Annotated in this window: 22 protein-coding genes and 5 pseudogenes; 16 read left to right on the top strand and 11 right to left on the bottom strand. The window is 67.9% G+C overall.

Annotated elements, in window-relative coordinates; translation table 11 throughout:
- Positions 1-96 precede the first annotated feature (96 nt).
- The 7 genes and pseudogenes from PUT80_RS42595 to PUT80_RS42625 all read left to right on the top strand — a co-directional run bounded on the left by PUT80_RS42595 (position 97) and on the right by PUT80_RS42625 (position 3886).
- Positions 97-249: an ATP-binding protein gene (locus PUT80_RS42595; RefSeq protein WP_208637255.1), complete on the top strand. Its 153-nt coding sequence runs from the start codon at positions 97-99 to the stop codon at positions 247-249.
- Positions 239-616 carry a hypothetical protein gene (locus tag PUT80_RS42600; RefSeq protein WP_101436348.1) on the top strand — a complete coding sequence of 126 codons (378 nt, stop codon included), beginning with the start codon at positions 239-241 and terminating at the stop codon, positions 614-616. Before PUT80_RS42595 ends, PUT80_RS42600 begins: the two co-directional genes overlap by 11 nt.
- 435 nt (positions 617-1051) lie before the next feature.
- Positions 1052-1318 (top strand): annotated as a pseudogene (locus PUT80_RS42605) (transposase); the annotation flags it as partial.
- 55 nt (positions 1319-1373) lie between these two features.
- Positions 1374-1595, top strand: a pseudogene (locus PUT80_RS42610) (transposase); the annotation flags it as partial.
- 160 nt (positions 1596-1755) lie between these two features.
- Positions 1756-2124, top strand: a pseudogene (locus PUT80_RS42615) (transposase family protein); the annotation flags it as partial.
- A gap of 232 nt (positions 2125-2356) precedes the next feature.
- Positions 2357-3343, top strand: a complete 987-nt coding sequence (locus PUT80_RS42620; protein WP_208637357.1) for a transposase — start codon at positions 2357-2359, stop codon at positions 3341-3343.
- A 78-nt stretch (positions 3344-3421) separates the two neighbouring features.
- Positions 3422-3886, top strand: coding sequence for a transposase family protein (locus PUT80_RS42625; RefSeq protein ID WP_341867389.1), 465 nt, complete (start codon positions 3422-3424; stop codon positions 3884-3886).
- A 5-nt stretch (positions 3887-3891) separates the two neighbouring features.
- Here PUT80_RS42625 and PUT80_RS42630 read toward each other — a convergent pair.
- Positions 3892-4560: pseudogene (locus PUT80_RS42630) on the bottom strand (IS256 family transposase); the annotation flags it as partial.
- Between the two features lie 112 nt (positions 4561-4672).
- A complete protein-coding gene (ltrA, locus tag PUT80_RS42635) occupies positions 4673-6136 on the bottom strand; it encodes a group II intron reverse transcriptase/maturase (RefSeq protein ID WP_101436346.1) in 1464 nt (487 codons plus the stop codon).
- Between the two features lie 155 nt (positions 6137-6291).
- On the opposite strand from ltrA, the gene PUT80_RS42640 reads away from it, so the two are divergent.
- The gene (locus tag PUT80_RS42640; RefSeq protein ID WP_101436345.1) at positions 6292-7134 is read left to right on the top strand and encodes a transposase family protein; all 843 of its coding nucleotides are present in this window, start codon (positions 6292-6294) and stop codon (positions 7132-7134) included.
- Positions 7135-7691: 557 nt separating this feature from the next.
- Here PUT80_RS42640 and PUT80_RS42645 read toward each other — a convergent pair.
- Together PUT80_RS42645 and PUT80_RS42650 are read right to left on the bottom strand one after the other, a co-directional pair.
- Positions 7692-8120, bottom strand: a pseudogene (locus PUT80_RS42645) (transposase); the annotation flags it as partial.
- Positions 8121-8270: 150 nt separating this feature from the next.
- On the bottom strand, positions 8271-9320 hold the full coding sequence (locus PUT80_RS42650) for a BtrH N-terminal domain-containing protein (protein WP_101436344.1): 1050 nt from the start codon (positions 9318-9320) through the stop codon (positions 8271-8273).
- A gap of 13 nt (positions 9321-9333) precedes the next feature.
- Here PUT80_RS42650 and PUT80_RS42655 point away from each other — a divergent pair, with 13 nt between their 5' ends.
- Positions 9334-10269, top strand: coding sequence for an IS5 family transposase (locus PUT80_RS42655; RefSeq protein ID WP_208637356.1), 936 nt, complete (start codon positions 9334-9336; stop codon positions 10267-10269).
- 4 nt (positions 10270-10273) lie between these two features.
- On the opposite strand, the gene PUT80_RS42660 is transcribed toward PUT80_RS42655, so the two are convergent.
- Both PUT80_RS42660 and PUT80_RS42665 read right to left on the bottom strand, forming a co-directional pair.
- Positions 10274-10405 carry a BtrH N-terminal domain-containing protein gene (locus PUT80_RS42660; protein WP_222425608.1) on the bottom strand — a complete coding sequence of 44 codons (132 nt, stop codon included), beginning with the start codon at positions 10403-10405 and terminating at the stop codon, positions 10274-10276.
- Entirely contained in the window at positions 10402-11943 is a 1542-nt protein-coding gene (locus PUT80_RS42665) for an MFS transporter (RefSeq protein WP_233459058.1), read from the bottom strand. Before PUT80_RS42665 ends, PUT80_RS42660 begins: the two co-directional genes overlap by 4 nt.
- A gap of 178 nt (positions 11944-12121) precedes the next feature.
- On the opposite strand from PUT80_RS42665, the gene PUT80_RS42670 reads away from it, so the two are divergent.
- A complete protein-coding gene (locus PUT80_RS42670) occupies positions 12122-12775 on the top strand; it encodes a TetR/AcrR family transcriptional regulator (protein WP_101436342.1) in 654 nt (217 codons plus the stop codon).
- 66 nt (positions 12776-12841) lie between these two features.
- Here PUT80_RS42670 and PUT80_RS42675 read toward each other — a convergent pair whose 3' ends face one another.
- The 3 genes from PUT80_RS42675 to PUT80_RS42685 all read right to left on the bottom strand — a co-directional run bounded on the left by PUT80_RS42675 (position 12842) and on the right by PUT80_RS42685 (position 15312).
- Complete coding sequence (locus PUT80_RS42675) at positions 12842-13963, bottom strand: acyl-CoA dehydrogenase family protein (protein ID WP_101436341.1); 1122 nt, start codon at positions 13961-13963, stop codon at positions 12842-12844.
- Positions 13964-14085: 122 nt separating this feature from the next.
- Positions 14086-14583: a PaaI family thioesterase gene (locus PUT80_RS42680; RefSeq protein WP_101436340.1), complete on the bottom strand. Its 498-nt coding sequence runs from the start codon at positions 14581-14583 to the stop codon at positions 14086-14088.
- 108 nt (positions 14584-14691) lie between these two features.
- Complete coding sequence (locus PUT80_RS42685) at positions 14692-15312, bottom strand: TetR/AcrR family transcriptional regulator (RefSeq protein ID WP_101436339.1); 621 nt, start codon at positions 15310-15312, stop codon at positions 14692-14694.
- 89 nt (positions 15313-15401) lie between these two features.
- Between PUT80_RS42685 and PUT80_RS42690 the strand changes: the two genes are divergently transcribed.
- Genes PUT80_RS42690 through PUT80_RS42700 form a run of 3 tightly spaced genes read left to right on the top strand, consistent with a single transcriptional unit; the run spans position 15402 to position 18855 of the window.
- Positions 15402-16289, top strand: a complete 888-nt coding sequence (locus PUT80_RS42690) for an SDR family oxidoreductase (RefSeq protein WP_101436338.1) — start codon at positions 15402-15404, stop codon at positions 16287-16289.
- A 53-nt stretch (positions 16290-16342) separates the two neighbouring features.
- On the top strand, positions 16343-17398 hold the full coding sequence (locus PUT80_RS42695; protein ID WP_101436337.1) for an LLM class flavin-dependent oxidoreductase: 1056 nt from the start codon (positions 16343-16345) through the stop codon (positions 17396-17398).
- Positions 17395-18855, top strand: a complete 1461-nt coding sequence (locus PUT80_RS42700; RefSeq protein WP_101436336.1) for a cytochrome P450 — start codon at positions 17395-17397, stop codon at positions 18853-18855. The genes PUT80_RS42695 and PUT80_RS42700 overlap by 4 nt, the downstream gene beginning before the upstream one ends.
- A 27-nt stretch (positions 18856-18882) precedes the next feature.
- Here PUT80_RS42700 and PUT80_RS42705 read toward each other — a convergent pair whose 3' ends face one another.
- Entirely contained in the window at positions 18883-19410 is a 528-nt protein-coding gene (locus tag PUT80_RS42705; protein ID WP_208637355.1) for a TetR family transcriptional regulator, read from the bottom strand.
- A 146-nt stretch (positions 19411-19556) separates the two neighbouring features.
- Between PUT80_RS42705 and PUT80_RS42710 the strand changes: the two genes are divergently transcribed.
- The 3 genes from PUT80_RS42710 to PUT80_RS42720 all read left to right on the top strand — a co-directional run bounded on the left by PUT80_RS42710 (position 19557) and on the right by PUT80_RS42720 (position 22520).
- Entirely contained in the window at positions 19557-20915 is a 1359-nt protein-coding gene (locus PUT80_RS42710) for a cytochrome P450 (protein WP_101436334.1), read from the top strand.
- A gap of 91 nt (positions 20916-21006) precedes the next feature.
- The gene (locus PUT80_RS42715; protein ID WP_101436333.1) at positions 21007-21210 is read left to right on the top strand and encodes a ferredoxin; all 204 of its coding nucleotides are present in this window, start codon (positions 21007-21009) and stop codon (positions 21208-21210) included.
- Positions 21207-22520: an FAD-dependent oxidoreductase gene (locus tag PUT80_RS42720; protein ID WP_101436332.1), complete on the top strand. Its 1314-nt coding sequence runs from the start codon at positions 21207-21209 to the stop codon at positions 22518-22520. The genes PUT80_RS42715 and PUT80_RS42720 overlap by 4 nt, the downstream gene beginning before the upstream one ends.
- 433 nt (positions 22521-22953) lie before the next feature.
- On the opposite strand, the gene PUT80_RS42725 is transcribed toward PUT80_RS42720, so the two are convergent.
- The gene (locus PUT80_RS42725; protein ID WP_101436331.1) at positions 22954-23310 is read right to left on the bottom strand and encodes a hypothetical protein; all 357 of its coding nucleotides are present in this window, start codon (positions 23308-23310) and stop codon (positions 22954-22956) included.
- Positions 23311-23402: the final 92 nt, after the last annotated feature.

Genomic DNA, 23402 nt, shown 5'->3' on the forward strand with positions numbered 1-23402 from the left:
CGCCCACGGCCAACTCCGCGCAGCCCGCCTCAGCACCGGTGATCGATAGTCAAAGACACCTGTCCACGACGCGAAACGCCAGGTCAAAGGCGGTATTTGAAGATCGAAGTCGAGATAACCGCGGCGATGCTGGACCGGTTACTCCACCGCGCGACCGTCGTCGGCATCGACGGCCCCTCCTATCGGCTCCGCTCGCATCAGTCCACATCGGACAAGCTGCGCAAGGCGGTGAACGCACATGTCTCCTGACCCGAGCGACCCGAACTACAACGCGACCCGCAAGACCTGCCCGATCTGCTGGGAAGCGTTCGTCACGACCGGCCGGCAAGCCAAGACCCGGCTCTACTGCTCGCGCCAGTGCAAACGCACCGCGGCCGCCCGCCGGGAGGTCGAGCGCACCACTCCTGCCTCCAGCACCGCCAGGCCCTTCGGGACACCGCCTCCGGCGGCGACCCCGCCGGCGCCTGCGGCGCCGCTGCCGCACATTGCGGCCCAGCGGGACTGCCCGCACTGCGGCGCCCCGGTCACCATCGTCGCGCTGCTCACCACGCCCGAAGCGGCCCGGCCGCAGATGCCCGTCGCGGCACCCGACGGAGTGATCCCGCTCCGCCGCTGACACCGGTTACGCTGCACTTCTCAGCTGGCCCATTTCGGAGAGCATGGCTGGCCCATCTCGGAGAGCGCCATCACCGTGGTGGTCCCGCCTGTGGACCAACCTATGGGCAAGCCAGTCGGGTGTCACCGCCGTCGACACCGAAGCACGAGCGGATGACCGTACCGGTGACGACGTATTGGTCGATGCCCGCGGCAAACCGCATCCAGTGGGCCGCGCTCGCCGCGCACCACGCCGAGACAACGCGCCGCGATGGTCGACCTAGTACTACAGTCGCGATGTGTGATTTGTGGCGGCGTGTCGTGACTGTGGACGCGTTCGGGACGTGGTGAACTTGGCGGCGTGGTAGAGCTTGTGGAGAAGGCGATGGCCGGGGCGCCTGTGGTTGATGATCGTGTCGCACGGTGGCGGGCCGGGTTCGACGACATGTTCTCGTTGGTAGCCGGTCGTTTCGCGCAGGCGGACTCGCGTCGTCGGGCTCGGATGTATCTGCTGGGCCTGCTCTCGGGTGCGGAGCGGAAGAACTCGTGGACCTTGGCCGAGCAGGCCGGTGATCTGACCCCGAATGGCATGCAGCGGTTGCTGGGCTACTACCGGTGGGACGCCGATGCGGTGCGGGATGATCTGCGGGCCTATGTGCTGGACAATCTGGGTGATCCCAGTGGTGTCGTGGTGGCCGATGAGACGGGCTTTCTGAAGAAGGGCGGCTAAGAGCGTGTCTTACGTGGTGATCAGCTGCTGATGCGTCATGATCTTGGTCGTGGTTGATCGTTTGTCATTGCGGCTCGTGCCGGACGAGCTGTGGGAGTTGGTGGAGCCGTTGATCCCCGCGTTCGCGGCGCGTCCCCAGGGCGGGGGAACCGCGCCGCTGGAGCCGCGGCAGGTGTTCACCGCGATCGTGTACGTGTTGACCAGTGGGTGCGCGTGGCGGGATCTGCCGCCGTCGTTCGGCGTGCCGTTCCAGACCGCGCACCGGCGCTTCACTCAGTGAGCCTTTTTCATCCTGACCTGGATGTGTTGGCGGGCAAGGCTTGTCGCTGATCACAGGTAGACGATCATCGGCGTGTCGAGGTCCTGGCATGGCGAAGCCCCTGGTAGCAGGACTTTCGACCAAGATCGTTCCGCAGGACCAGGGGCTTCACATGCTGTTCTACCGTGCCGCGCTGCCGTTGTCACATCAGACCCTCACCTTCGTGTCCGGCCTCATCCGCACCCACCGCAAGCAGCTCGGTTCGGTGTGGCGCAAGCTCAACTCAGGCCAGCAGGCCCTGGCGGTACTGGTGTACCTGCGCAAAGGCGAACCGTTCGCCGAGGTCGGCGCCGGGTTCGACATCTCCACCACAACCTGCTGGCGCTACGTCAACGAGACCGTGGAACTACTGGCCGCGCGAGCCCCGAAACTACGCGCGGCGCTGCGCAAGGCGAAACGCGACGGCCTGGCCTACGTGATCATCGACGGCACCCTGATCCCGATCGACCGGGTCTCCGCCAACCGCCCCTTCTACTCCGGCTGTGATGATCTTTGTGTGCTGCCTCGGGCCACGGCTTGACCCGTACTCTGGTTGGCCTTGCTGCCTTGTGTTTGATCTGTCGGCCGTGGTCGGGGGTGGTGCTTGCTGCCGCCGGTGCGGTGGGGCGTGTCCCGATAGGGGCCTTGCCGTCACGGCACCATCACAGTCCTGACCGCCCACACCGGCCCGGCGCTGGCCATCCATTCCCGAGCCGATCAGGAGTCAGCCAATCATGACCAGCACGCCGCAATCGGACACACAGGGAGGTGGTACCGCTGCCGATAACGTGGTGGTGCTGGGCGTCGACACGCACAAGGACGTGCATGTCGCAACGGTGATCACGATGCTGGGTGTGTTCTTGGCCAGCCAGGCATTCCCCACAACCGCTGCCGGATACGAGCAGATGCTCGCGTGGGCACGCACGTTCGGGACAGTCCAGCAAGCCGGGGTGGAGTGCACCGGCTCCTACGGCGTGGCGCTGACCCGATTTCTGCGGGCCCAACACGTTTCGGTCATCGAGGTCAACCAGCCAGACAAGGCCACTCGACGCAAACGCGGCAAGACCGACGCCGGTGACGCCGAGTCCGCTGCGCGAGCTGTGTTGTCCGGTCGGGCCACCGCTATCGCGAAGACCGGCGACGGGCCGGTGGAGATGATGCGGATGTTCAAGCTGGCCAAGACATCCGCGCTCAAGGCGCGCACTCAGGCGATCAACCAGCTCAAGGCCGTGCTGGTGACCACCGACCCGGCACTGCGCGAGTCGCTGGCCGGGCTGAGTCGCTGGATGCTCATCCGCCGATGCGCTGAGCTCGACACCACCGACCCGCAGGACGCCGTCGCCGCGGCGATCTACAACACTGCGCCTGCTGGGCCGGCGCATCCTGCGCCTGGGCGAGGAGATCCGCGACCTCGAACAACAGATCACTACGGCGATCAACGCGTGCGCCCCCGCCCTGCTGCACCGCCGCGGCATCGGCCACGACAGCGCCGCAGCCCTCCTCCTCGCTGCGGGAGACAACCCCGACCGACTCGACACCGAAGCATCCTTTGCGGCCCTGTGCGGCACCAGCCCGATCGAGGCGTCATCCGGCAAGACCCAACGACGCCGACTCAACCGAGGCGGCGACAGGCAGGCCAACGCCGCGCTCTACCGCATCGTGCTCACCCGCCTGCGATGCGATCCATCCACCCAAGAATACCTGCAACGACGCCTGACTGAGGGCAAAACCCGCCGCGAGGTGATCCGCTGCCTCAAACGCTACGTCGCCCGCGAGGTCCACCCTCTCCTACGACAAGTCTGGACCCCTCCAGAACACCACGCCCACACCGCTTGACAAGACATAGGGGCATCAAGCACAAGAAGCACGGCATGAACCTGCAGGTCATCGCCTCGCCGGACGGCACCATCCTGTGGGTCTCGGGTGACCTGCCCGGCAGCACCCATGACACCGCCGCTGCCCGGATCTGGCAGATTCTCGCCGCCCTGCGCGACGCCGGGCTCATCGCGCTGGGCGACAAGGGCTACCACGGCTACGACGAGACCAGACAACACGTGATCACCCCGTACAAGGGCAAGAACAAGCCCGAGTCCCAAAAGGACGTCAACCGGGCTCACGCACGGCTGCGCGGCCCCGGCGAACGCGCCAACGCCCAACTCAAAACCTGGCACATCCTGCGCAAACTCCGCAGCTGCCCCCGACGCGCCGGCCAACTCGCCAAAGCCATCCACGTCCTACAGAACTACGAGACCACCGCAGGATGAAAAAGGCTCAGTGATTCGATCGCGTTCGTCGAGCAGATCATGCGCCGGATTTCGATGTCGTAGTCGAGAAAGGGCACGAACTCTTCCCATGCGTTGCGCCACAGTCGAATCACGGCACCATATTTGTTCCCCCATTTCTCTTCCAGGGCATTCAATGCGGCGAGTGCGGCGTCGGGATTGGGTGCCGTGTAGATGGGCTTGACATCCCGCTTGACTGCGTCCCAGTTCTGCCGCGCGACAAGGCGGAAGGTGTTGCGAATCAGATGGACGATGCATGTCTGGACGATGGTGTACGGCCACACGTTCACGACGGTCTCCGGGAGGCCTTTGAGGCCGTCGCAGACGAGGAAGAACACGTCGCGGACACCGCGGTTCTTCAGGTCGATCAGAACGCTCATCCAGAACTTCGCGCCTTCGCCGCCGACGCCCATCCAGAGGCCCAGGACGTCCTTGCGGCCGTCCACGGTCACGCCGATGGCCGCGTAGACCGGGCGGTTGGCGACTTGCCCGTCGCGGACCTTGACGTGGATCGCGTCGATGAACACCGCCGCGTAGGCCGCGTCGAGCGGCCGGTTGGCCCAGTCCTGCATTTCGGCGATCACTTTGTCGGTGATCCGCGATATCGTCTCCTTGCTCACCGAAGCACCGTAAATCTCATTGAAATGCGCCGAGAGTCGAGTCGGCCTGGGGCGCAGTTCCGGCGTTGCCGTCGGTCTGTTTCCCCAGGCCGCTCGCCGAACCCGCCGTGCGCCTTTCAACGCAACGGGCTCTCCACGGTTTCTGTCGTTAGGCGCGGTTCGCGCAGGGCCAAGGGCTGGGAATACTGCGCCGACGGTACCGGGTGACCGGTGTCGCCGCGATGTTGCGCAGTTCAATCCCGTCCACCGCGATCGGCCGCCACCCCGTCGGGGTTCGCAGCCAGCGGTGGACGTCCTTCCATCTCCAACGCCGTTTGGTCTTCACCCATCGGACGATTCGCCACCAGATAAAGTAAGCGATCCGGTCGAAGGTGTGCTTGGCCACGGCGTGCCGGAAATATTCAGCCCAGCCGCGTGTGATCCGATTGATCCGGATCAACACGGCCCGTAGGTCCTGCTGTGATGTCCTGCGCGTCAGGGCACGAATTCTCGCTTTCAACGACCGGAGTGGCCGATCGCCAATGAAAGTGTAGAGCCGCCACTGATCGCGGGTCCCTTTCTTGATTCTCCACCGGATGCGGAAACCCAGGAAATCGAACCCATCGGCGATGTGCACGATCCGAGTCTTGGCCGGCGATAAACGCAGACCCATCGGAGCGAGCACCTGCGCGACTTCCTCGCGCAACGTCACCACGTGGTCCCTGGTGCCGAACACCATGACGACGAAATCGTCCGCATACCGGACGAGTCGCCAGGTCGGCAGACCCAGGCGCCGATGGCGGTGACGCCGGTTTTCTGTCGACATCCAACCTCCTGGCCGCCAGTCGCGGTGCAGGTACTCATCCAGCACCGACAACGCGATATTGGCCAATAACGGCGAGAGGATGCCCCCTTGCGGCGTCCCGGTCGGTGTGTCCCGTTCCTCGCCGAGCTCGGTCAGGATCCCAGCCTTGAGGAACGATTTTACCAACGTGAGCACACGCTTGTCCGTCACCCGCGCCCGCACGCGGTCCATCAGGGCCGCATGGTCGATGGTGTCGAAACAAGCTTCGATGTCGGCGTCCAAAACCCATTCGTAGCCGCGGCTCCCGAATAGATGGATGTCGGCGATCGCGTCGTGTGCCCGCCGCTTGGGCCGGAACCCGAACGAGACCGGATGAAAATCAGCCTCGAATATAGGTTCCAGAACCAGCTTCAAGGCAGCCTGAACCACACGATCCGCGACAGTAGGAATGCCCAACCTGCGGACTTTCCCCGACCCACCAGGTTTGGGAATCAACCGTTCCCGAACCGGCTGCGGCCGAAACGAACCGTCTTTGACCGCTCTGCGAATGCCACCCAGAAACTCCAGGGCACCGATTTCCCGCTCAATCCGGGCGACGGTGACGCCGTCCGAACCAGCGGTTCGTGCCCCGGTATTCGTCGCGACCCGCTCCCACGCAACACGCAGGGTCGCCGGGTCGTGCACGAGGTTGAACAAGTCATCGAACCGTCGGCCAGGATCGGCCGACGCCCAACGATGAAGCTTGGCCTGCATTTCCGATACCCGACGGAACGACCCAGCTTCGGGTTGTTCCGGAGCGCCGCTATTCAGCGGCGCGTCTTTCGGCATTGCAGCATCCCTTCTTCTCGGAACCGCTGCCGTCCTTCCCCAATGAGGTTTTCTCAGTAGGGCTGGGTGGGGTGTGTCGCCGAGGGGCGGGGCGTGGGGCCGCTGGTAGGACTGGATTTGCGAAGATCAAGTCCGAGAAACCCCAGGGGCCCCACGTGATTGCCTATGGTGCCACGCTCGACGTGGCGCGCGAGCTTGCCCTGTTCGTCGCGCGTGTCCTGCACGCCGAACACCGCCGCCGCGGCACCCGCCGCGGCCGGCGGGCGCTGACCGCGTTCGGGCAGGCGGTGCTGGCGCTGCGCTGGTTCCGCGACGCCGTCCCGGTGCACCGCCTCGCCGCCGACCACCGCGTCGGCGTCGCCACCGCCTACCGGTACCTGCACGAAGCGGTCACCGCCCTCGCCGCCCACGCCCCCGACCTGCACCAGGTCCTCGCCCAGCGCCGCGCCGCGGGGGACGCGCACGTGATCCTCGACGGCATGTTGATCGGCTGCGACCGGGTCGCCGCGACCACCATCAAAACCAAAGGCCGCAACCGCGGCGCCACCGTCCACCTCTGGTACTCGGGCAAACACCGCTGTTTCGGCGGGAACATCCAATTCCTCGCCACCGCCGACGGCTACCCGCTCTGGGTCTCGCCCGTGCTGCCCGGCTCCCGCAACGACCTCGCCTCGGCCAGACACCACGGCATCACCGGCGCCCTCACCGCCGCCGCGGCCCACGGCCTGAAAACCCTCGCCGACAAGGCCTACCACGCAGCCGGCACCGGCATCCTCACCCCGACCAAGAAAACCACCGGCCGACCGCCCCTCACCCCCGACCAGCACGCCTTCAACCTGCTCCACACCCGGCTGCGCTGCCTCGGCGAACGCGCCGCCGCAATGTTGAAAACCCGCTGGGCAGCCCTACGACACGTCACCCTCTGCCCGAAACGCATCGGCCACATCACCCAAGCAGCCCTCGTCCTCACCCACCACGAACACCACGGACGCTACTGAGAAAACCTCAATGTGACCGGCTTTCCCGGCCTCCGAGTACTACGACGGCTCCGCCCTGTCCGGTGTGTTCGGCAGACGGTGTGCCTATCCCGACGCGCAAACTGGATGCCCACGAGCCGGGAACCATCGCCAGACAGTTCCCGTGTTCACTGCTGATCGCTTGCCGAAGGAGGCATCTGACTTTGTTCCCGCGATATCGCCGTGACTACGCCGCAGACCTTCACCACGGCCTCCCTGCGAAGGTGAAAATCCCCGCTCAGGAGTTCCCCGCCTCACCAGAGAACGGGTGCGCATCGCAACCGGCCATCCGCCAGGTTTCAGCCGGTGACTACTTAGGAAACGTAACACGCCAGTTCCTCGCGTATACCTCTTCGGCTGGTTTGCCGGACCCGCACCATCTGGCAGTTCTGGCACGTCCCGGTTTTGTCAGGGCCGCTTGCCACCCTTACCGGCACCTCCCGGTTCAGGCTGCCCTCAACTTCAACAGTCCGCTGCGACGGCCTGCAGGAGAAGGTCTTCCACCTCCTCGCGATACAACAGCGCTTTCACGGCGCACTTTCCCCGGTTGTCATCCCTTTCGCGTACAGCGACAGCACGATCTCGTCCACGTCGGCGAGCCGGCGTTGCCGCTTCTTGACGATCTGAGGCTCGAAAGTGCTTTCCCGATCCCTCGGCACGTCGATCCGCACCTCGCCGGCGGCATCCGAGAGCACGGTCTTCGGCCGGCTTCCATTTCGCACATTGGTCGATTCCCGACTCGGATCGGCCTGGCGCTTCTCGTGACCGAGGTGCTCGGTCATTTCCTCGTTCAGCGCCGTTTCCAGCACGTTCTTGGTGAACAGCTTCAGCAGGCCGTCCGGGCCCGTCAACGCCAGCCCGCGAGCCCTCGCCTCGGCCACCATCGCCGCTGCGGCGGCCTGCTCCGGCGACAGCTCCCGCGCCGGCTTCTCGTCACGCTTACGTGGACTCACAAGCTCCGATGTCATCACTCACAGTGCCCATCCCGCCGGACCTCAGCCCGGCGTGTCGGGCCGGAAACACCGATCTTGGAACAGTCCCTGCGGCGCGGTCCCCCACCCTTGGCCCCCCCGACGGAGTGCCGGGGGCGGGATTGGCGTGCGCGACCGGAGCGAGTGTCAGGTCGTGAGGTCGCGGGCGAGGATATGGAGGTCGTCGGCGCCGCGTTGTTCGAGGGCGGGGAGCTGTTGGGCTGTGTCGGTGAGGGCAGCGATTCGGGTGGTGATGTCGATATCGGTGGTGGCGGTGGTGGCGAGGTCGCTCCAGACTTGTGCGAGTTGAGAGTAGGTGTCGGCTGCCTGTTGTGCGGTGGGCAGGTGGGTGTGGCGGGCGAGGTAGTGCAGGTAGTCGGCTTGCAGGCGACGGAAGAGGCCGCCGCCGGTGCCGGCTTTGTCGATGAAGGCGGCTAGGGCGCGCAGCACGGTGTCGAGCTGGTCGGGTGGGAAGAGGTCGGGCCACTGGTGGAGGTCGTCGACGAAGGTGGTGACGCCGTTGAGGCCGTAGCCGTGCACGAGTTCGGGTGTGGTGTCGAGATCGCCGGTCAGCATGGGTTCGGGGTGTCGCAGTGCGGAGGCGGCGGCGTCGCAGGCGTCGGCGGCGGTGGTGGACAGAGGCGGGAGTTGGGTGGGGTAGCGCAGCCGGTAGGTGGTGTGTCGGGTGGGTGCGGGGAATCCGGTAGAGCTGCGGGCGCGGGCGAGCGCGTCATAGGGGACGGGTTGCGGGTCGGCACGGTCGTTGTCGATGACGGTGGCGGTGCGGGTGTGGTCGTTGTAGCCGATGATGACGATGTCGTGGCGGCTCATGCTAAGACGGACGCGCAGGTAGGGGAGTTCGGCGATGTCGGCCCAGCAGAGGACGGGATGGCCCTGGTCGAGTTCGTCGCGGACCCAGGCCCAGCCCTCGTCGGGGTCGTCGGTGGCGTGCTGGGTGGCGGTGATCCCGAGTCGACGGGTGAAGTGGCCGGTGAGGTCGGGGCCGCGGCCGACGAGGTAGATCGGTGGGGACATGGCGGAGTGGCGCAGATAGCTGAATCCGAGCTCTCCGCCGAGGCCGAAGATCGTGCCTTCGCTGAGAGCCTGTTGGTGGATGGTGTGGCCGGGACCTGAGCGTGTCGTGAGGGTATGAGGCGGGGCTCCTGGTAGATCGAGAAGTACCACCAACTTGATCACCAGAAGCCCCAGGATGTCTGTCTACCGTGTCGAGGCCGCGAAGGCCAGTTGCGGCGTGTCCGGTTGCGCGTGTCGTGACCGGCTACGCCGGTATCCGTCCGATCTGACCGATGAGCAGTGGGAGGTGCTGGAACCGGAAGCACGGGCTGTCATGGCAGAGCTGCGCAAGAGCCCTGCGGGGGCGCCGATGCGCCATGACCTGCGGGCGGTGCTGGACGCGATCGGCTATCTGACCCGCTACGGCATCGAGTGGCGGGCGCTGCCGGCCGATTTTCCGCCCTGGTCGGCGGTGTACGCGTTCTTCCAACGCTGGAGTGAACGAGGACTGCCACACCGGCTGGCAGACCGGCTGCGGGGACGCATCCGGGTCGCGTGTGGCCGGGCCGAACTACCGACCGCGGCGGTCATCGACGCTCAGACCGTGCGTGGCGCCGACACCATGGCCGCCGAAAGTTGCGGGTACGACGCGGGGAAGAAGACCAAGGGCCGCAAGAGAAATATCGCCACCGATTGTCTCGGACTCGTGTTGATGGTCACCGTCACCTCCGCCGGTATGCAAGACCGCGACACCGCGTATCGCCTGCTGGCGTTGCTGCGTGAACACTTCTCCACCATCACTCTGGTCTGGGCCGACGGCGGCTACGCCGGACGCCTCGTCGTGTGGGCCAAAGCCGTGCTGCGCCTGACGATCACCATCGTGAAACGCAGCGACGACATCAGAGGCTTCGTGGTGCTGCCCCGCAGATGGGTGGTGGAGCGGACGTTCGGCTGGCTGATCCGCCATCGACGCCTGGTCCGAGACTACGAACGCCGACCAGAGCACCACGAAGCCATGGTGTGGTGGGCCACCGTCTCGATCATGACCCGCCGCCTGACCCGAGAACTGGCCGACACCCCTCCAGCACCACGCTGGGGCAAGCCCAGACCACCCGCCCTGACCCCAGCCTGACCATCTACCAACAGGCTCTGAGTGGCGTGGAGTCGTAGGACAGGCCGGCCCACTGCATCAGATCACGCAGCGCTCCGGAGCCGCAGTGTCCGGCCACTTGGTGCGGGTAGTTGCCGATGAGTTGCTGGTCGGTCACGACGTGCTCCTTGACTGATCGAGGGCGCTGGGTCCGGGGGTTTCGGCCGTTGGTGTCGAGGGAGCGTGCGCGGGTTTCGCGCGCGGGCGCCCGGGGGCTCGCAGGGCGAGCACGATCGTGGCCGTGGCGGTGACGGCGGCCAGGGTGAGCAGCGAGTCGTGCATGCCCTCGGTGAACGCCCGGCGGGCCGCGGCCGCCAGAGCGGGGTCTGCCTGGGTGGTGGCGACGTGCAGTGCCGCGGTCAAGGAGTCGGTGGCCAGGGTCCTGTCCGGCTCGGACAGGGTGGCCGCGTCGAGCATGATGCCGGTGCGGTAGCCGCTGGCGAGCAGGCTGCCGGCCAGCGCGATCCCGAGTGCCGCGCCGATTTCGCGGGTGGCGTCGTTGACCGCGGAGGCGACACCTTGTTTCGCGCGGGGGACCCCGTGCACGATGGCGGCGGTGGCCGGAGTGGCGCTGATTCCCAGGCCGAGCCCGAACATGATGATGAACACCGCCAGACGTGGGTAGTCCTCCTCGACTCCGAGGCCGGCCACGCCGACCAGGGCGACGGCGACCAGCCCCAACCCGGTACAGGTCATCAGCCTCAGCCCGAGCCGCTCGGTCAGCCACGGCGCGAGCACCGCCACCACGACCAGCGGGACGGCCAAGGGGGTCAGCGCCAGACCGGCGTCCAGCGGCGAGTAGTTCCAGACGAGTTGCAGGTGCTGCATCACTACGAAGAACAGCCCGAACGCGGCCAGGAACTGCACGACCAGCGACCCGGCGCCGGTGCCGAACGCGCGTTCGGTGAACAGTCGCACATCCAGCAGCGGCGCACGGTGGCGACGCTCGACGAGAATGAATCCGGCCGCGGCGAGGACGGCGCCGCTGAGCGCGCCGATGACCAGGACGCTGTCCCAGCCTCGGTCGGGTGCTTCGATCATGCCGAACACCACGAGGCCGATCGCCGTCGCGCTCAGCGCCGCGCCGGGGACGTCCAGCGGCTGGGTGTCCGGTTCCCGAGAGGGTGGCACGGCGAAGGCCCCTGCCAGCAACAGCAGGGCCAGGATCGCCGTGGCGGCGAACACCGCCCGCCATGACCAGGTCTGCAACAACACCCCGGCGCCGAGGATGCCCAGCACCGCGCCCGCACCGGCGAAGCCCGCCCACACTCCCACCGCGCGCGAGGCCTGTCGCGGCGGGAATTCCGCGGTCAGGATGGACAACGTCGCGGGCATCACCAGGGCCGCCCCCAGCCCGCTGACGGCGCGGCAGGCGATCACCCAGCCTGGCGAGGTGACGACCGTCGGCAGGGCCGATCCGGCCGCGAGCACCGCGAGCCCGATCACCAGCAGGTCCCGCCGGCCGTAGCGGTCGCCGACCGCGCCCGCCGGCAGCAGTGCGCAGGCCAGCACCAGGGTGTAGGCGTCCACGATCCACGTCAGCTGCGTCTGGCTGGCCCCGGTGTCCCCGGCGAGGCCGGGCAGGGCCGTGGTCAGCGACGCCACCGCCGCCATCACCAGCGCCACTGCCAGGCACGACACCGTCAGTGTCCACATCTGGCGCAACGGCCGCGACCTGACGGCTGTTTCCGGCACACGCATCACCCACGACTCCTACACGGTTATGAGACTCCCAGTATCGGACCTAGACTGGTAGTTCACAACACCTGCTCGATCACACTCGCCGTCCTGGTGAAACGCTGCGCTACTAGGATGTCGGCCAGTAGGGAGACCAATGCCCACACCCACCACCCGCTCACCACGCACGCCACGTGAGGACCCGCGACCGGCGCAGTCGCGGGCACTGCTGATCGACGCGGCCACCCGGCTGCTCGCCGAGGGCGGCATCGACGCGGTCACCATCGACGCGGTCACCCGCACCGCCGGTGTAGCCCGCGCCACGCTCTACCGCCATTTCGGCACTGGCACCGAGTTGGTGGCCGCGGCCTTCGAGAAACTGTTGCCGCCCGTGCCGCCGGCTCCCGCCCGGGGCCCGCTGCGGCGTCGGCTGCTCACCCTGCTCGTCAACCAAGCCCAGCTCATCGACCACGCCCCGCTGCAGCTCACTGTGCTGTCCTGGGTGGGGATGAGCACCTTGCCGGCACAACCGGACGACCTGCCCGGCATCGACCAGCCGGATACCGCCCGGCCGTGGATGCGCACGTTGCGGCGCCGCATCGTCGAGCTCTACCGGCGGCCCTTCGACACTATTCTCACCGGTGACGACGCCCGCAAGGTACTGGGCGCCGACATCGACACCACCGCGGCGCTGGCTCAGCTTGTCGGGCCGGTCGTGTTCAACCGCCTGGTCACCGGCCTTCCCAATGACGAGACTTTCTGCGCCCGCGTCGTCGACGACTTCCTGGCCGCCAACACCCCCCGGACGTGAGTTCCGCCGGCCCCTGCCGCGCGGCGATCGAGCCACGCCCGCCGTGGAGTCCCGCGCGAGCCGAGGTCATAGCGTACGGGCGATGATCTCTTTCATGATCTCGTTGGTGCCGCCGTAGATCTTCTGCACCCGCTGGTCGGTCCATGCACGGGCGATGCGGTACTCGCTCATGTAGCCGTAGCCGCCGTGGAGCTGGACGCAGTCGTCGATGACTCGCATGGCGCGGTCGCTGGACCACCATTTGAGCATGGCCGCGGTCGGGACGTCGAGCGTGCCGTCGAGGTGTTTGCTGATGCAGTCGTCAAGGAACACGCGGGCCACCCGCGTTTCGGTCGCCGCTTCGGCGAGGGTGAACTTGGTGTTCTGGAAGGAGAAGATGTCCCGGCCGAACGCCGTGCGGCTGCGGGTGTAGTCGAGTGTGTCGCGTAGGGCGAGTTCCATGGCCGCGACGGAGGCGATGCCGATAAGCAGCCGCTCCTGCGGGAGCTGCTGCATCAGCTGGAGGAAACCGTGGCCCTCGACCTCACCGAGGAGGTGACCAGTCGGGACGCGGACGTCGTCGAAGAACAGTTCGGCGGTGTCCTGTCCTTTCAGGCCGACCTTGTCCAGGACCCGAGCGCGCCGGAACCCGTCGCGCTCGGCTTCCACCACGATCAGCGAGATGCCCTCGGCACCCCGTGTCGGATCGGTCTTGGCCACGACGAGGATCAGGTCGGCCTGGCCGCCGTTGGTGATGAAGGTCTTGGCGCGGTTGACGATGTAGGAGTCGCCGTCGCGGATGGCTTTCGTGGTGACGGTTTGCAGGTCCGAGCCGGTGCCGGGTTCGGTCATGGCGATGGCGCCGACCCACTCGCCGCGGGCGAGTTTGGGCAGCCAGTCCCGTTTCTGGCCCTCGGTGCCGTAGGCGAGCAGGTAGTGCGCCACGATGGCGTTGTGCAGGCCCACGCCCCAGCAGCTGTCGCCGCTGGCGGCCTGTTCTTCGAGCAGGACGGCTTCATGGGCGAAGGTGCCACCGCCCCCACCGTATTCCTGCGGGATCGCCAGGCATAGCAGCCCCACCTCCCCGGCCTTGTTCCAGAGGTCGCGATCGACGCTTTTCTGCGCCGCCCACCGCTGCTGGTTCGGCGACAGTTCTTTCTCGCAGAATTGACGCGCGAGGTCGCGGAACGCGTCGAGGTCGGCGGTCATCCACGGGCGGCTGCGGTGTGCGGGCACGGAGCGTCTCCTTCATCGTGTCGCGGTACCCCAGCCACCGGCACCGCCTTCGTCGGGTTGTGAGTGGGTCGCCGGTGGTGCCGTGGTGGACGGCCTCAGCCGCCCTCGCGGGTGCGCAGGGGGTGCTGGGTGAACATGGCGTGGACGTCGTGTTCGGTGCCGTGATCGCTGAAATGGTCGATGTCGACGACGATGAACAGCGCCTGGGCGGTGAACCGCGTGACACCGTCGTCGCCGACGCCCGCGGCTTCCAGGTGCAGCCGCCGGCCGTCCCGGTGGTGCAGGCGTGCGGTGATGCGATGCCGCTGTCCCAACGGCACGGGAGCGCGGTACTCGACGGTCAACGTGCGGGTGACGGCGATCTCCTCGACGACGTAGAGCACGAACCCGAACAGGTCGTCGCAGGCCGCGGAGATCGCGCCGCCGTGCGCCAGCCCAGGAGCGCCCCGATGGCGTGCGTCGAAGGCGAGGTCGGTGAAGACCTCGTCACCGTCGCGGTAGACGGACAGTTGTAGCCCGGCCGGGTTGTCCGGCCCGCAGCCCAGACACTGCGGATGGTGCGGCGGCAGCGAAGCGAACCCCGAATCGGCCATCGTGTGTGTTTGTCCTTCCACCATCGAAACACAGCGAGACTAGCAGTCTCGCTGTAAGACTAGGAGTTCTGAAAGTCTGCGTGGGCGCCGTCACAGCACCGCCCGTGGCTATTGCTGTCGTGCGGTGGCGGCGAAATGCGTGGCGACGGTGTCGATGATGTCCTGGCGGTCGATCTGCATCTCCCCGTTGAGCCAGGCCATGAGCAGTTCGGCGAGCCCGCCGGTGAGCATGAGGCCGTTGATGCGGTCGCGGGGCGGGGGCAGCGCGTTGTCGCCGTAGAGGGCGCGCGCCTGGGTGGCGATCAGCTGACCGAAGCCGACGAGCAGTTCGTGCCGCCGGGCCCGCAGCGGCTCAGCGGCGGCGGATTCCAGTATCGCCGCGCGCCCGACCCGGGGGTCGTCGGTGAGCAGGTCGACGAACGCGCCGATCGCCGCCTCCGCCTTCGCGCGCGGGTCGCCGTCCGGGCCGGCCAGTGCCCGCAACGCCACGTCCCGGATCCGCGCCGCGATCCGGTCGAGAACGGCCAACAGCAGCTCGTCGCGGTGGGCGAAGTTCTCGTAGAAGTAGCGCTCGGTGAGCCCGGCACGCGCGCAGACCGCGGTCATCGTGGTCTGCTGCCACCCTTGAGTGCCCAGCAGATCCAGGCCGGCCTCCAGCAACTGCTCGCGCCGCAGGTCGCGGCGCTGCTCGGCGCTGACCCCGCGATAGCTCCGCCTTGGCGTCGTCATGACCCCATCTTGACATGGTCTCCTGTCAGAAGCATTCTGACAGTGGTTTCTGTCAGAATGCGGATCGATCAGCGGCGGAGGCGACGTCCATGGCTGAGCGGGTAGGCAGGTTTTGGCAACGCCGGGTTCCGGTCGCGCGGCCGCTGGCCGGTGTGGTGGTTGCCATCACCGGCGGAGCGCGAGGAATCGGGGCGGCGACCGCGGACGCGCTGGCCCGGGCTGGGGCCAGAGTGGCGATCGGTGACCTGGACCCCTCGCCGGCGCAGGGACAGGCGCAGGCGGTGCGAGTGTGGCGGGTGGACGTGACCGACCGGGACTCGTTCACCGGTTTCCTCGATCAGGTCGAGGAGGCGTTCGGGCCGCTCGACGTGCTGATCAACAACGCGGGGATCATGCCGCTGGGGCGGCTGGCCGACGAGCCGGAGGCGGTCACGGCGCGACAGGTGGAGATCAACCTGCACGCCGTGATCCACGGCAGCCGGCAGGCAGTACGCCGGATGCGTCCGCGAGGGCGGGGCCACATCGTCAACGTGGCCTCGGAGGCGGGCAAGGTCGGGTTCGCCGAGGCCGCCACCTATTGCGCCACCAAGCACGGCGTCGTCGGGTTGTCCGAGGCGCTGCGGGCTGAGCTGCGCGGCACGGGTGTGTCGGTGTCGTGTGTGATGCCCACGGTGGTGCGGACCGAGCTGGCCTCGGGGCTCGGCGAGTCGCCGCTGGTGCGGCCGGTGACGCCGCAGCAGGTGGCTGAGGCGATCGTGGGCGCGGTGGCCCGCCCGCGGTTCGAGGTGTATGTGCCTCGGTCGCTGGGGGCGATGAACCGGCTGCTGGCCTTGGCGCCGCGCGCGGTCGGCGACGTTCTGTTGCGGGCCTCCCGCGCGGATCGGGTCCTCGCGGGTGCCGATCCGGCTGCCCGGGCCGGTTACGAGGCCCGCGCGGTGCAGCGCAACCGGCCCGGCCCCGTGGACGCGACGGAGTGACGGGTCCCCCGCCGTGGGGGAGGACAAGCCAGGTGGCGCGAAGGGAGCCTTCGATGACGAGCGAACCGACGGTGGCATCGGCCCGGCGGGGGTTGTCGCTGGTGTGCGCCGGGCGGGACGTGCACGAGGTGGCGTCGATGGCCGCCGCCGCGGAGCGGGCGGGTTTCGCCTCGGTGTGGGCGGCCGATTTCTACGACCGGTCGGCGGTGGTGGCCGTGGCGGCCATGGCCGCGGCGACCGAGAACATCACGCTGGGCACCGGGATCGCCTACGGTTTCGGCCGGACCCCGCTGGTGCTGGCCGCCGAGGCCCGGGACCTCGACACGCTCTCTGGTGGTCGGCTGATCCTGGGGCTGGGCACCGGAACCCGGCGCATGCAGCAGGACTGGCACGGCCTGTCAGGTGAGCATCCCGCGCCCCGGACGGAGGAGCTGATACCGCTGCTGCGCCAGCTGTGGCGGCTGGACGAGGGCCCGGTGCACCACGAGGGCCGCTTCTACCGCGCACACGTCGTGCCCACCGCCCCGGTGCCGCCGCCGACACGCCGGGCGATCCCGCTCTATCTGGCCGGGGTGAACGCCCGCATGGTCCGCGCCGCCGGCGCGGTCGCCGACGGGCTCGTGGGCCATCCGCTGTGCACCCCCGAATACCTGCGCCACACCGTGCGTCCCGCTCTGCAGGCCGGCGCCCAACGCGCGGGACGCACCAAGCCGGTGCCGGTCGCGGGCTACGTGATCTGCGCGGTCGATCCGGACCCGACACAGGCCCGCCGGCTCGCCGCGGCCCAGATCGCGTTCTACGCCTCGGTCAAAACCTACGACGCGATCATGACCCTGCACGGGTTCACCGACGAGGCCGCCGCCATCCGCACCGCCCACAAGGCCGGAGACCTGGAGGCGATGGTGGCCGCCGTCACCGACCAGATGATCGACACGATCGCCCTGGCCGGCACCCCCGACCAGGTGCGGGCCCAGTTCGATGCTCGCTGGGCGGGCCTGTACGAGCACACCCTGCTCTACCCGCCCTCATTCGCCGGCCCATCGGCCACCACCGCGGTGATCGACACTTTCGCCCCGTCCCACACCCCACCGATAGAGGAGCCGAGATGACGCACCTGATCGAGCGCACCACCCGGGCAGCCCGGCAGCGCCTGTCCTCGGTGCTACTGGCACCGGCACCCCAGCCGGTCGATGACGCCCTGCGCCGGTTCAGCCGCCGCTGGCCCGCCACCGACCTCGCCGCCCCACCCTCGGGCAGCGACCTGCGGCCGATCCGCGGCGACTACGGCACCCCACTGGTCGGGCACGTGCTCGACTACATCCGGTTCGGCACCGACTTCGCCCGCGAACGCTACGACCGCTACGGCCCCGTGACCTGGATGGGCGCCTTCGGCACCCGCATCGCCACCGTCGCCGGACCCGAAGCGACCCAGCTGGTGCTCACCAACAAGGACAAGGCCTTCTCTCAAGCCGGGTGGACCTTCCTGATCGACCAGTTCTTCCACCGCGGGCTGATGCTGCTCGACTTCGACGAGCACAAGATGCACCGCCGCATCATGCAGCACGCCTTCACCCGCGACCGCCTCGCCGGCTACACCCAGCAGGTCGGACCTTGTGTGCGCGCCACCGTGCCCACCTGGTCCACCACCCACCCGGTTCGGTTGTACTGGCTGCTCAAAGACCTGACCCTGGACATCGCGACCCGGGTGTTCATGGGCGGCCGCGGAGACGGGGTTGACAGTGAGCGGATCAACCACGCGTTCGTGGCCACCGTGCGCGCCGCCAGCTCCCTGGTTCGCTACCCCCTGCCCGGCACCCGCTACCGCGCCGGGCTGCGCGGCCGCCGCGTCCTGGAGCGCTACTTCGCCCACCATCTGCCCGCCGCCCGCGCCGGCAACGGTGAGGACCTGTTCTCCGCGCTGTGCCAGGCCACCACCCCCGAAGGCGAGCAGTTCAGCGACGACGACGTCATCAACCACATGATCTTCTTGATGATGGCCGCGCACGACACCTCCACCATCACCACCACCGCGGCCGCCTACTACCTCGCCACCCACCCCCACTGGCAGGACCGCGCCCGCCAGGAATCCCTCGCCCTCGGCGACGACCTCCCCGACATCGACGCCCTGGAGCGCCTGGACACCCTCGACCTGGTCATCAAGGAAGCACTCCGACTGCTCGCGCCCGTACCGCTGGTGATGCGCAAGACCGTGACCGACACCGAGATCCTCGGCCACTACCTCCCCGCCGACACCCTGGTCGCGGTCGCCCCCGCGATCAACCACTTCGTGCCGGAATGCTGGACCGACCCCGACACCTTCGACCCCGACCGGTTCGCCGCGCACCGCCGCGAGGACCAGAACCACCGCTTCGCGTGGATCCCGTTCGGCGGCGGCGTACACAAATGCATCGGCATGCATTTCGGCACCCTCGAAGTCAAGGCGATCCTGCACGAGATGCTGCGCACCCACCACTGGAGCGTGCCGGATGGCTACCGGGTGCGCTGGGACAACACCTCACTACCCATCCCCACCGACGGACTGCCCGTCCACCTAACCCGACGCTGAACCGCGCCACCCGTCTCCACCCTCGGGTCACCCCTGGTGACCAAGAAACCGCACCACCAACTCCGCGATGTGCTCGGCGACGACATCCGGAGGGTGCAGCGGCAACACCAGGTGGCTCAACGCCAGCCGGGTCGCGGCCTCGGCCGCGACGCCGACCTCGGCATGATCGAGACCGGGCCAACGCCGACACACACCTGTCACCAGACGTTCGGTCGCCTCCCGCACCACCGGCGCGGCCTCGCTGGTCAACAGCGGCAGCAGCTCACCACTGCCGTCGCCGACCAGGACGGCCTTCAACAGCGGGTTGTCGGCAGCGGCGTCGAAGGTGTAGCGGGCGGCCGCCCACCACGCCGCCCGCATCTCCGGATGAGCCGCCAGCGCCCGCTCGATACCGTCCAGGAACTGGCCCGTCAGCCGCAGCACCAACGCCGACGCGAGACCTTGCTTACTGCCGAATTCGCTGTAAAGCGTCTGCCGGGCCACCCCCACCCGGTCCGCGACCTCCTGCATGTTCACCCCGCGGTACCCGCGATCCAGCACGATCGCCTCCGCCACATCGAGGGCGTCCGCCCGCATCAACTGGCGCGCCCGCCCCGACAATCTCGCATTCACCACCCCACCATCCTTAGACAAGCCGCCCACGGTCGTCAAACCAGTAGACCGGTCACGATCTCATGTCTTCTATCTAGACAATGTGACGCATGCTGTCTAACCTTGAGGGTGTCAACGCCGATGCTGAGGAGGGTGCCGCCGTGACGCTGCCCCGTACCCGGAACGCCAGCGGTCATCCCGACCGTCCCTACGACGAGGTGGACCTGTCCTCACGGGGATTCTGGTCGGCGACCATGGCCGAACGGGACGCCAACTTCGCCGCGCTGCGCGCCGACCGGCCGGTCACCTGGCATCGCCCGTTTGAGGAGCAGTTGCTGGATGACCCGGAGGACTACGGGTTCTGGGCGATCGTGCGGCACGCCGATCTGGTCGAGGTCACGAAGCGGCACGAGGACTTCCTGTCCGGGCCCGGCATCCTGATGGAAAGCCTGCCCCCCGAACTCGTCGAGGCCGCCCAGTCGATCATCGGGATGGATCCGCCCCGGCACACCAAGATGCGACGGCTCGTGGCTTCGGCATTTACCCCGAAACAGATGCGCCGCATCAACGACCGGATCCGCGCCAACGCCCGCATGGTCGTGGACCACCTCGCCGCCGTAGGGGCGGACAGCGGAGGCGAGGCCGACTTCGTCGCCGAGTGCGCGGCCCTGCTGCCGATGCACAACATCAACGACATCATGGGCGTGCCCGACGGTGAACGCCAGAAAGCCGCCCACGAAGCCGCCGTCGGCACCGGCTGGAACGACCCCGAACTCGTCGGGCACGGACGTGAACAGGTCCTCGGCCGACTGTTCCAGGCGCTGCACTACATGCACGGCCTGATCACCGACCTTGCCGATCACCGGCGCCGCAACCCCGGCGACGACCTGATCACCGCGCTCGTCCAGGCCGAAATCGACGGGGAACGCCTCACCGACGACGAGATCAGCGCCTTCTTCGCCCTGCTGACCATCGCCGGCAACGACACCACCCGCCAGTCCACCAGCCACGCGCTCAAAGCCCTCACCGACCACCCCGACCAGCGGGCCTGGCTGATGAGCGACTTCGCCAACCGCATCGACGGCGCGGTCGAGGAGTTCGTCCGCTGGGCCACCCCGATCATGACCTTCCGCCGCACCGCCGCCCGCGACCTCGAACTACACGGCCAGCACATCACCGCCGGCGACAAGGTCGTCATGTTCTACTCCTCGGCCAACCGCGACGAGCGGGTGTTCACCGACCCGTGGCGCTTCGACCTCTCCCGCGACCCCAACCCGCACATCGGGTTCGGCGGCGGCGGCATCCACCACTGCCTCGGCAACCAACTCGCCCGCACCCAGCTCCGTGCCCTGTTCGACGAACTACTGCACCGCCTACCCGACATCGAAGCCGGCGACCAGCGACTGGTCCCCGGCAACTTCCTGCACGCCGTGAAGTCCATGCCCTGCCGCTTCACCCCAGAACACTGACCCCGGAGCACTGACCGTCGACACCGACTGCCAGCCCCGACCCACCCCTTTCTGCCACCACGTCTCTGCCACCACGTCAAGGAGGGAGCAGATGAACATCCACATCGACCCCGACCGCTGCACCGGGCACGGCGTCTGCGAAGGCCTCGCCGAGGACATCTTCGAAGTCGGCGACGACGGCCTGGCACACCTGCTCCAGGACCCGCCCCCCAACGATCGGCGTGAAGTCATCGAGCAGGCCGTGCAGCAATGCCCGACACTCGCGCTCCGGCTGGCAGACGCCCCGCCGTCATGAGTGCCCACGCGGCCACCGAGCCCGGCCGACTCGTGATCGTCGGTGCCTCGCTGGCCGGGGTGCGTGCCGCGCGCGCCGCGCGGCACGCCGGGCACACCGGCACCATCATCCTCATCGGCGCCGAGGAACACCTACCCTACGACCGGCCCCCACTATCGAAAACGTTCCTCACCCACAGCAGCGACCACCCAGCCGCACACGAACCCGACGAGCAGGCTCACCCCCCTGCCCCCGCCGTCCTGATGGCAGAAGACGAGTTACGCGACGACCTCGGTGTGGACCTGCGCCTCGGAGTCACGGCCACCGGACTGGACACCGACAGCCGGGAACTCCTGCTGCACGACCAGCAACGCCTGCCCTACGACCGGTTGATCATCGCCACCGGCGCCACGGCACGCCGGTGGCCAACCACCACCCACCTCGCCGGCCTGCACTACCTGCGCACCCTCGACGACGCCCGGGCGCTGCGCGCCGCACTCGCGCGGACAACCAACCTGGTGATCATCGGCGCAGGCTTCATCGGCTCGGAAGTCGCAGCCACAGCAACCCAACACGGCATCCACGCGACCATCGTCGAAACCCAGGACACACCCCTGGCCCACGCGGTCGGACAAACCGCCGGGACAGCACTGGCCCGGCTGCACACACAGGCCGGCACCACCCTCAAATGCGGTGTCCAGGTCACCGACTTCTCCGGCACCGGCCACATCGAGCAGGTGCACCTGTCCGACGGCAGCGTCCTGCCCGCCGACACCGTGCTCGTCGGAATCGGCGCCGTCCCCACCACAGGCTGGCTCACCGACTCCGGCGTCGCCCTCGACGACGGCGTGGCCTGCGACCCCTACCTCGCCACCTCGGCACCGGGGGTGTACGCCGCGGGAGACCTGGCACGATTCCCCCACCCGCGACGCGAGGGCACCCTCCGGCTCGAACACTGGACCGCCGCCGCCGAACAAGGCGCCCACGCCGCCCGCAACGCCATCACCACCGCGGCACCCACCCGCTACGAACCCGTGCCCTACGTGTGGTCCGACTGGTACAGCCACCGCATCCAAATCATCGGCGACCCACACACCGACCAACCGTCCACCCTCATCGGAGATCCCGACACCGGACAATTCACCGTGCTCTACCGCCACAACAACCACATCACCGCGGCGCTCGCCGTCAACCAACCCCGAGCCATCGCCAAACTCCGCCGCCTCATCACCCAGAAAGCGCCATGGGCAGACGCACTCACCCAAACCACCACGCTAAACCCGCCAGCAACTCCACCCGCTGGATCGCGCACTGAATCGCGAGCCACATGAACAAGAAATCCCAGCTCGTCTGCAACTGCACGGCCGTCCGACCGTGACGACGGCGTCGACGATGCGGACCGACACCGGCGGGGCGACTAGCCGCCACCCCGCCGGTGGAGTGTCGCCGATCCCGATCGACGGGTGTCAACGCAAACGTTCTGACCTGGCCAGATGAGTGAAGTGAGGCAAGGAGCGTTCTGAACGATGATCCGGTGAGCTGGTGGACGCGACGCGCCAGCCGACCGCTGCGGTTGCGCATACCGAACCCGCAGTCGGCGCCCAGGCCGCCCGCGCAGCCGAGCCATCGGCGGCGCGATCACCGGAGTGCATTCAGCACGTTCTGATTCCGGTGGTTACCAATAGACTTCGATCCGGTGGGTGCCATCGGCAGCAGTCTAGGCAGCGAGACCGTCACGACGAGCCCGCCGCGCGGGATGTGTGGCTATCGCTGGGTGTCTGCGCGCGGCCACCAGCGCACGGCACCGTCGATGAGGTCGGCGGTGTGTTCGGGCGCGTCGTCCGGGTAGTTCTCCCAGCGGGATTCGCCCGGTCCGTCGTGGACGCGGATGCCTTCGGTGTAGACGGCGAACAGGAAGGCTCCGGCCGTGCCGTGGGGGCGCCGGTGAACCCAATCCGGCATCGCGGCGGTCGGCAGGGCCTGCTCGATCCAGCGGCGGGCCTCACCCTCGGTGGCGGCATCGTGTTCGGCGACGCAGGCGACGTTGTCGTCATCGCCGATGCCCAGCAGGATCGCCGCACCGAATCCGGTACGGACCTCGGTGGTGGTCGCGGTGCCCAATGCAGTTCCCCCTTTTGTGCTCCGACAGGAACTTTCAGCATGCGCTCGTTCCGGCGATCCTGCCAGTCACCTCCTTGGTCTTTGTTCTCGGC

The organism is Amycolatopsis sp. La24 (genome assembly GCF_029087445.1).
Lineage (GTDB): Bacteria > Actinomycetota > Actinomycetes > Mycobacteriales > Pseudonocardiaceae > Amycolatopsis > Amycolatopsis nivea.

Bases quoted from the DNA above. Each gene is read 5' to 3' on its own strand.
- PUT80_RS42600 (WP_101436348.1), top strand. From the start codon at position 239: ATGTCTCCTGACCCGAGCGACCCGAACTACAACGCGACCCGCAAGACC.
- PUT80_RS42620 (WP_208637357.1), top strand. From the start codon at position 2,357: ATGACCAGCACGCCGCAATCGGACACACAGGGAGGTGGTACCGCTGCC.
- PUT80_RS42710 (WP_101436334.1), top strand. From the start codon at position 19,557: ATGCTGTCTAACCTTGAGGGTGTCAACGCCGATGCTGAGGAGGGTGCC.
- PUT80_RS42655 (WP_208637356.1), top strand. From the start codon at position 9,334: ATGTCTGTCTACCGTGTCGAGGCCGCGAAGGCCAGTTGCGGCGTGTCC.
- PUT80_RS42720 (WP_101436332.1), top strand. From the start codon at position 21,207: ATGAGTGCCCACGCGGCCACCGAGCCCGGCCGACTCGTGATCGTCGGT.
- PUT80_RS42695 (WP_101436337.1), top strand. From the start codon at position 16,343: ATGACGAGCGAACCGACGGTGGCATCGGCCCGGCGGGGGTTGTCGCTG.
- PUT80_RS42690 (WP_101436338.1), top strand. From the start codon at position 15,402: ATGGCTGAGCGGGTAGGCAGGTTTTGGCAACGCCGGGTTCCGGTCGCG.
- PUT80_RS42700 (WP_101436336.1), top strand. From the start codon at position 17,395: ATGACGCACCTGATCGAGCGCACCACCCGGGCAGCCCGGCAGCGCCTG.
- PUT80_RS42670 (WP_101436342.1), top strand. From the start codon at position 12,122: ATGCCCACACCCACCACCCGCTCACCACGCACGCCACGTGAGGACCCG.
- ltrA (WP_101436346.1), bottom strand. From the start codon at position 6,136: ATGCCGAAAGACGCGCCGCTGAATAGCGGCGCTCCGGAACAACCCGAA.
- PUT80_RS42675 (WP_101436341.1), bottom strand. From the start codon at position 13,963: ATGACCGCCGACCTCGACGCGTTCCGCGACCTCGCGCGTCAATTCTGC.
- PUT80_RS42715 (WP_101436333.1), top strand. From the start codon at position 21,007: ATGAACATCCACATCGACCCCGACCGCTGCACCGGGCACGGCGTCTGC.
- PUT80_RS42665 (WP_233459058.1), bottom strand. From the start codon at position 11,943: ATGTGGACACTGACGGTGTCGTGCCTGGCAGTGGCGCTGGTGATGGCG.
- PUT80_RS42680 (WP_101436340.1), bottom strand. From the start codon at position 14,583: ATGGCCGATTCGGGGTTCGCTTCGCTGCCGCCGCACCATCCGCAGTGT.
- PUT80_RS42685 (WP_101436339.1), bottom strand. From the start codon at position 15,312: ATGACGACGCCAAGGCGGAGCTATCGCGGGGTCAGCGCCGAGCAGCGC.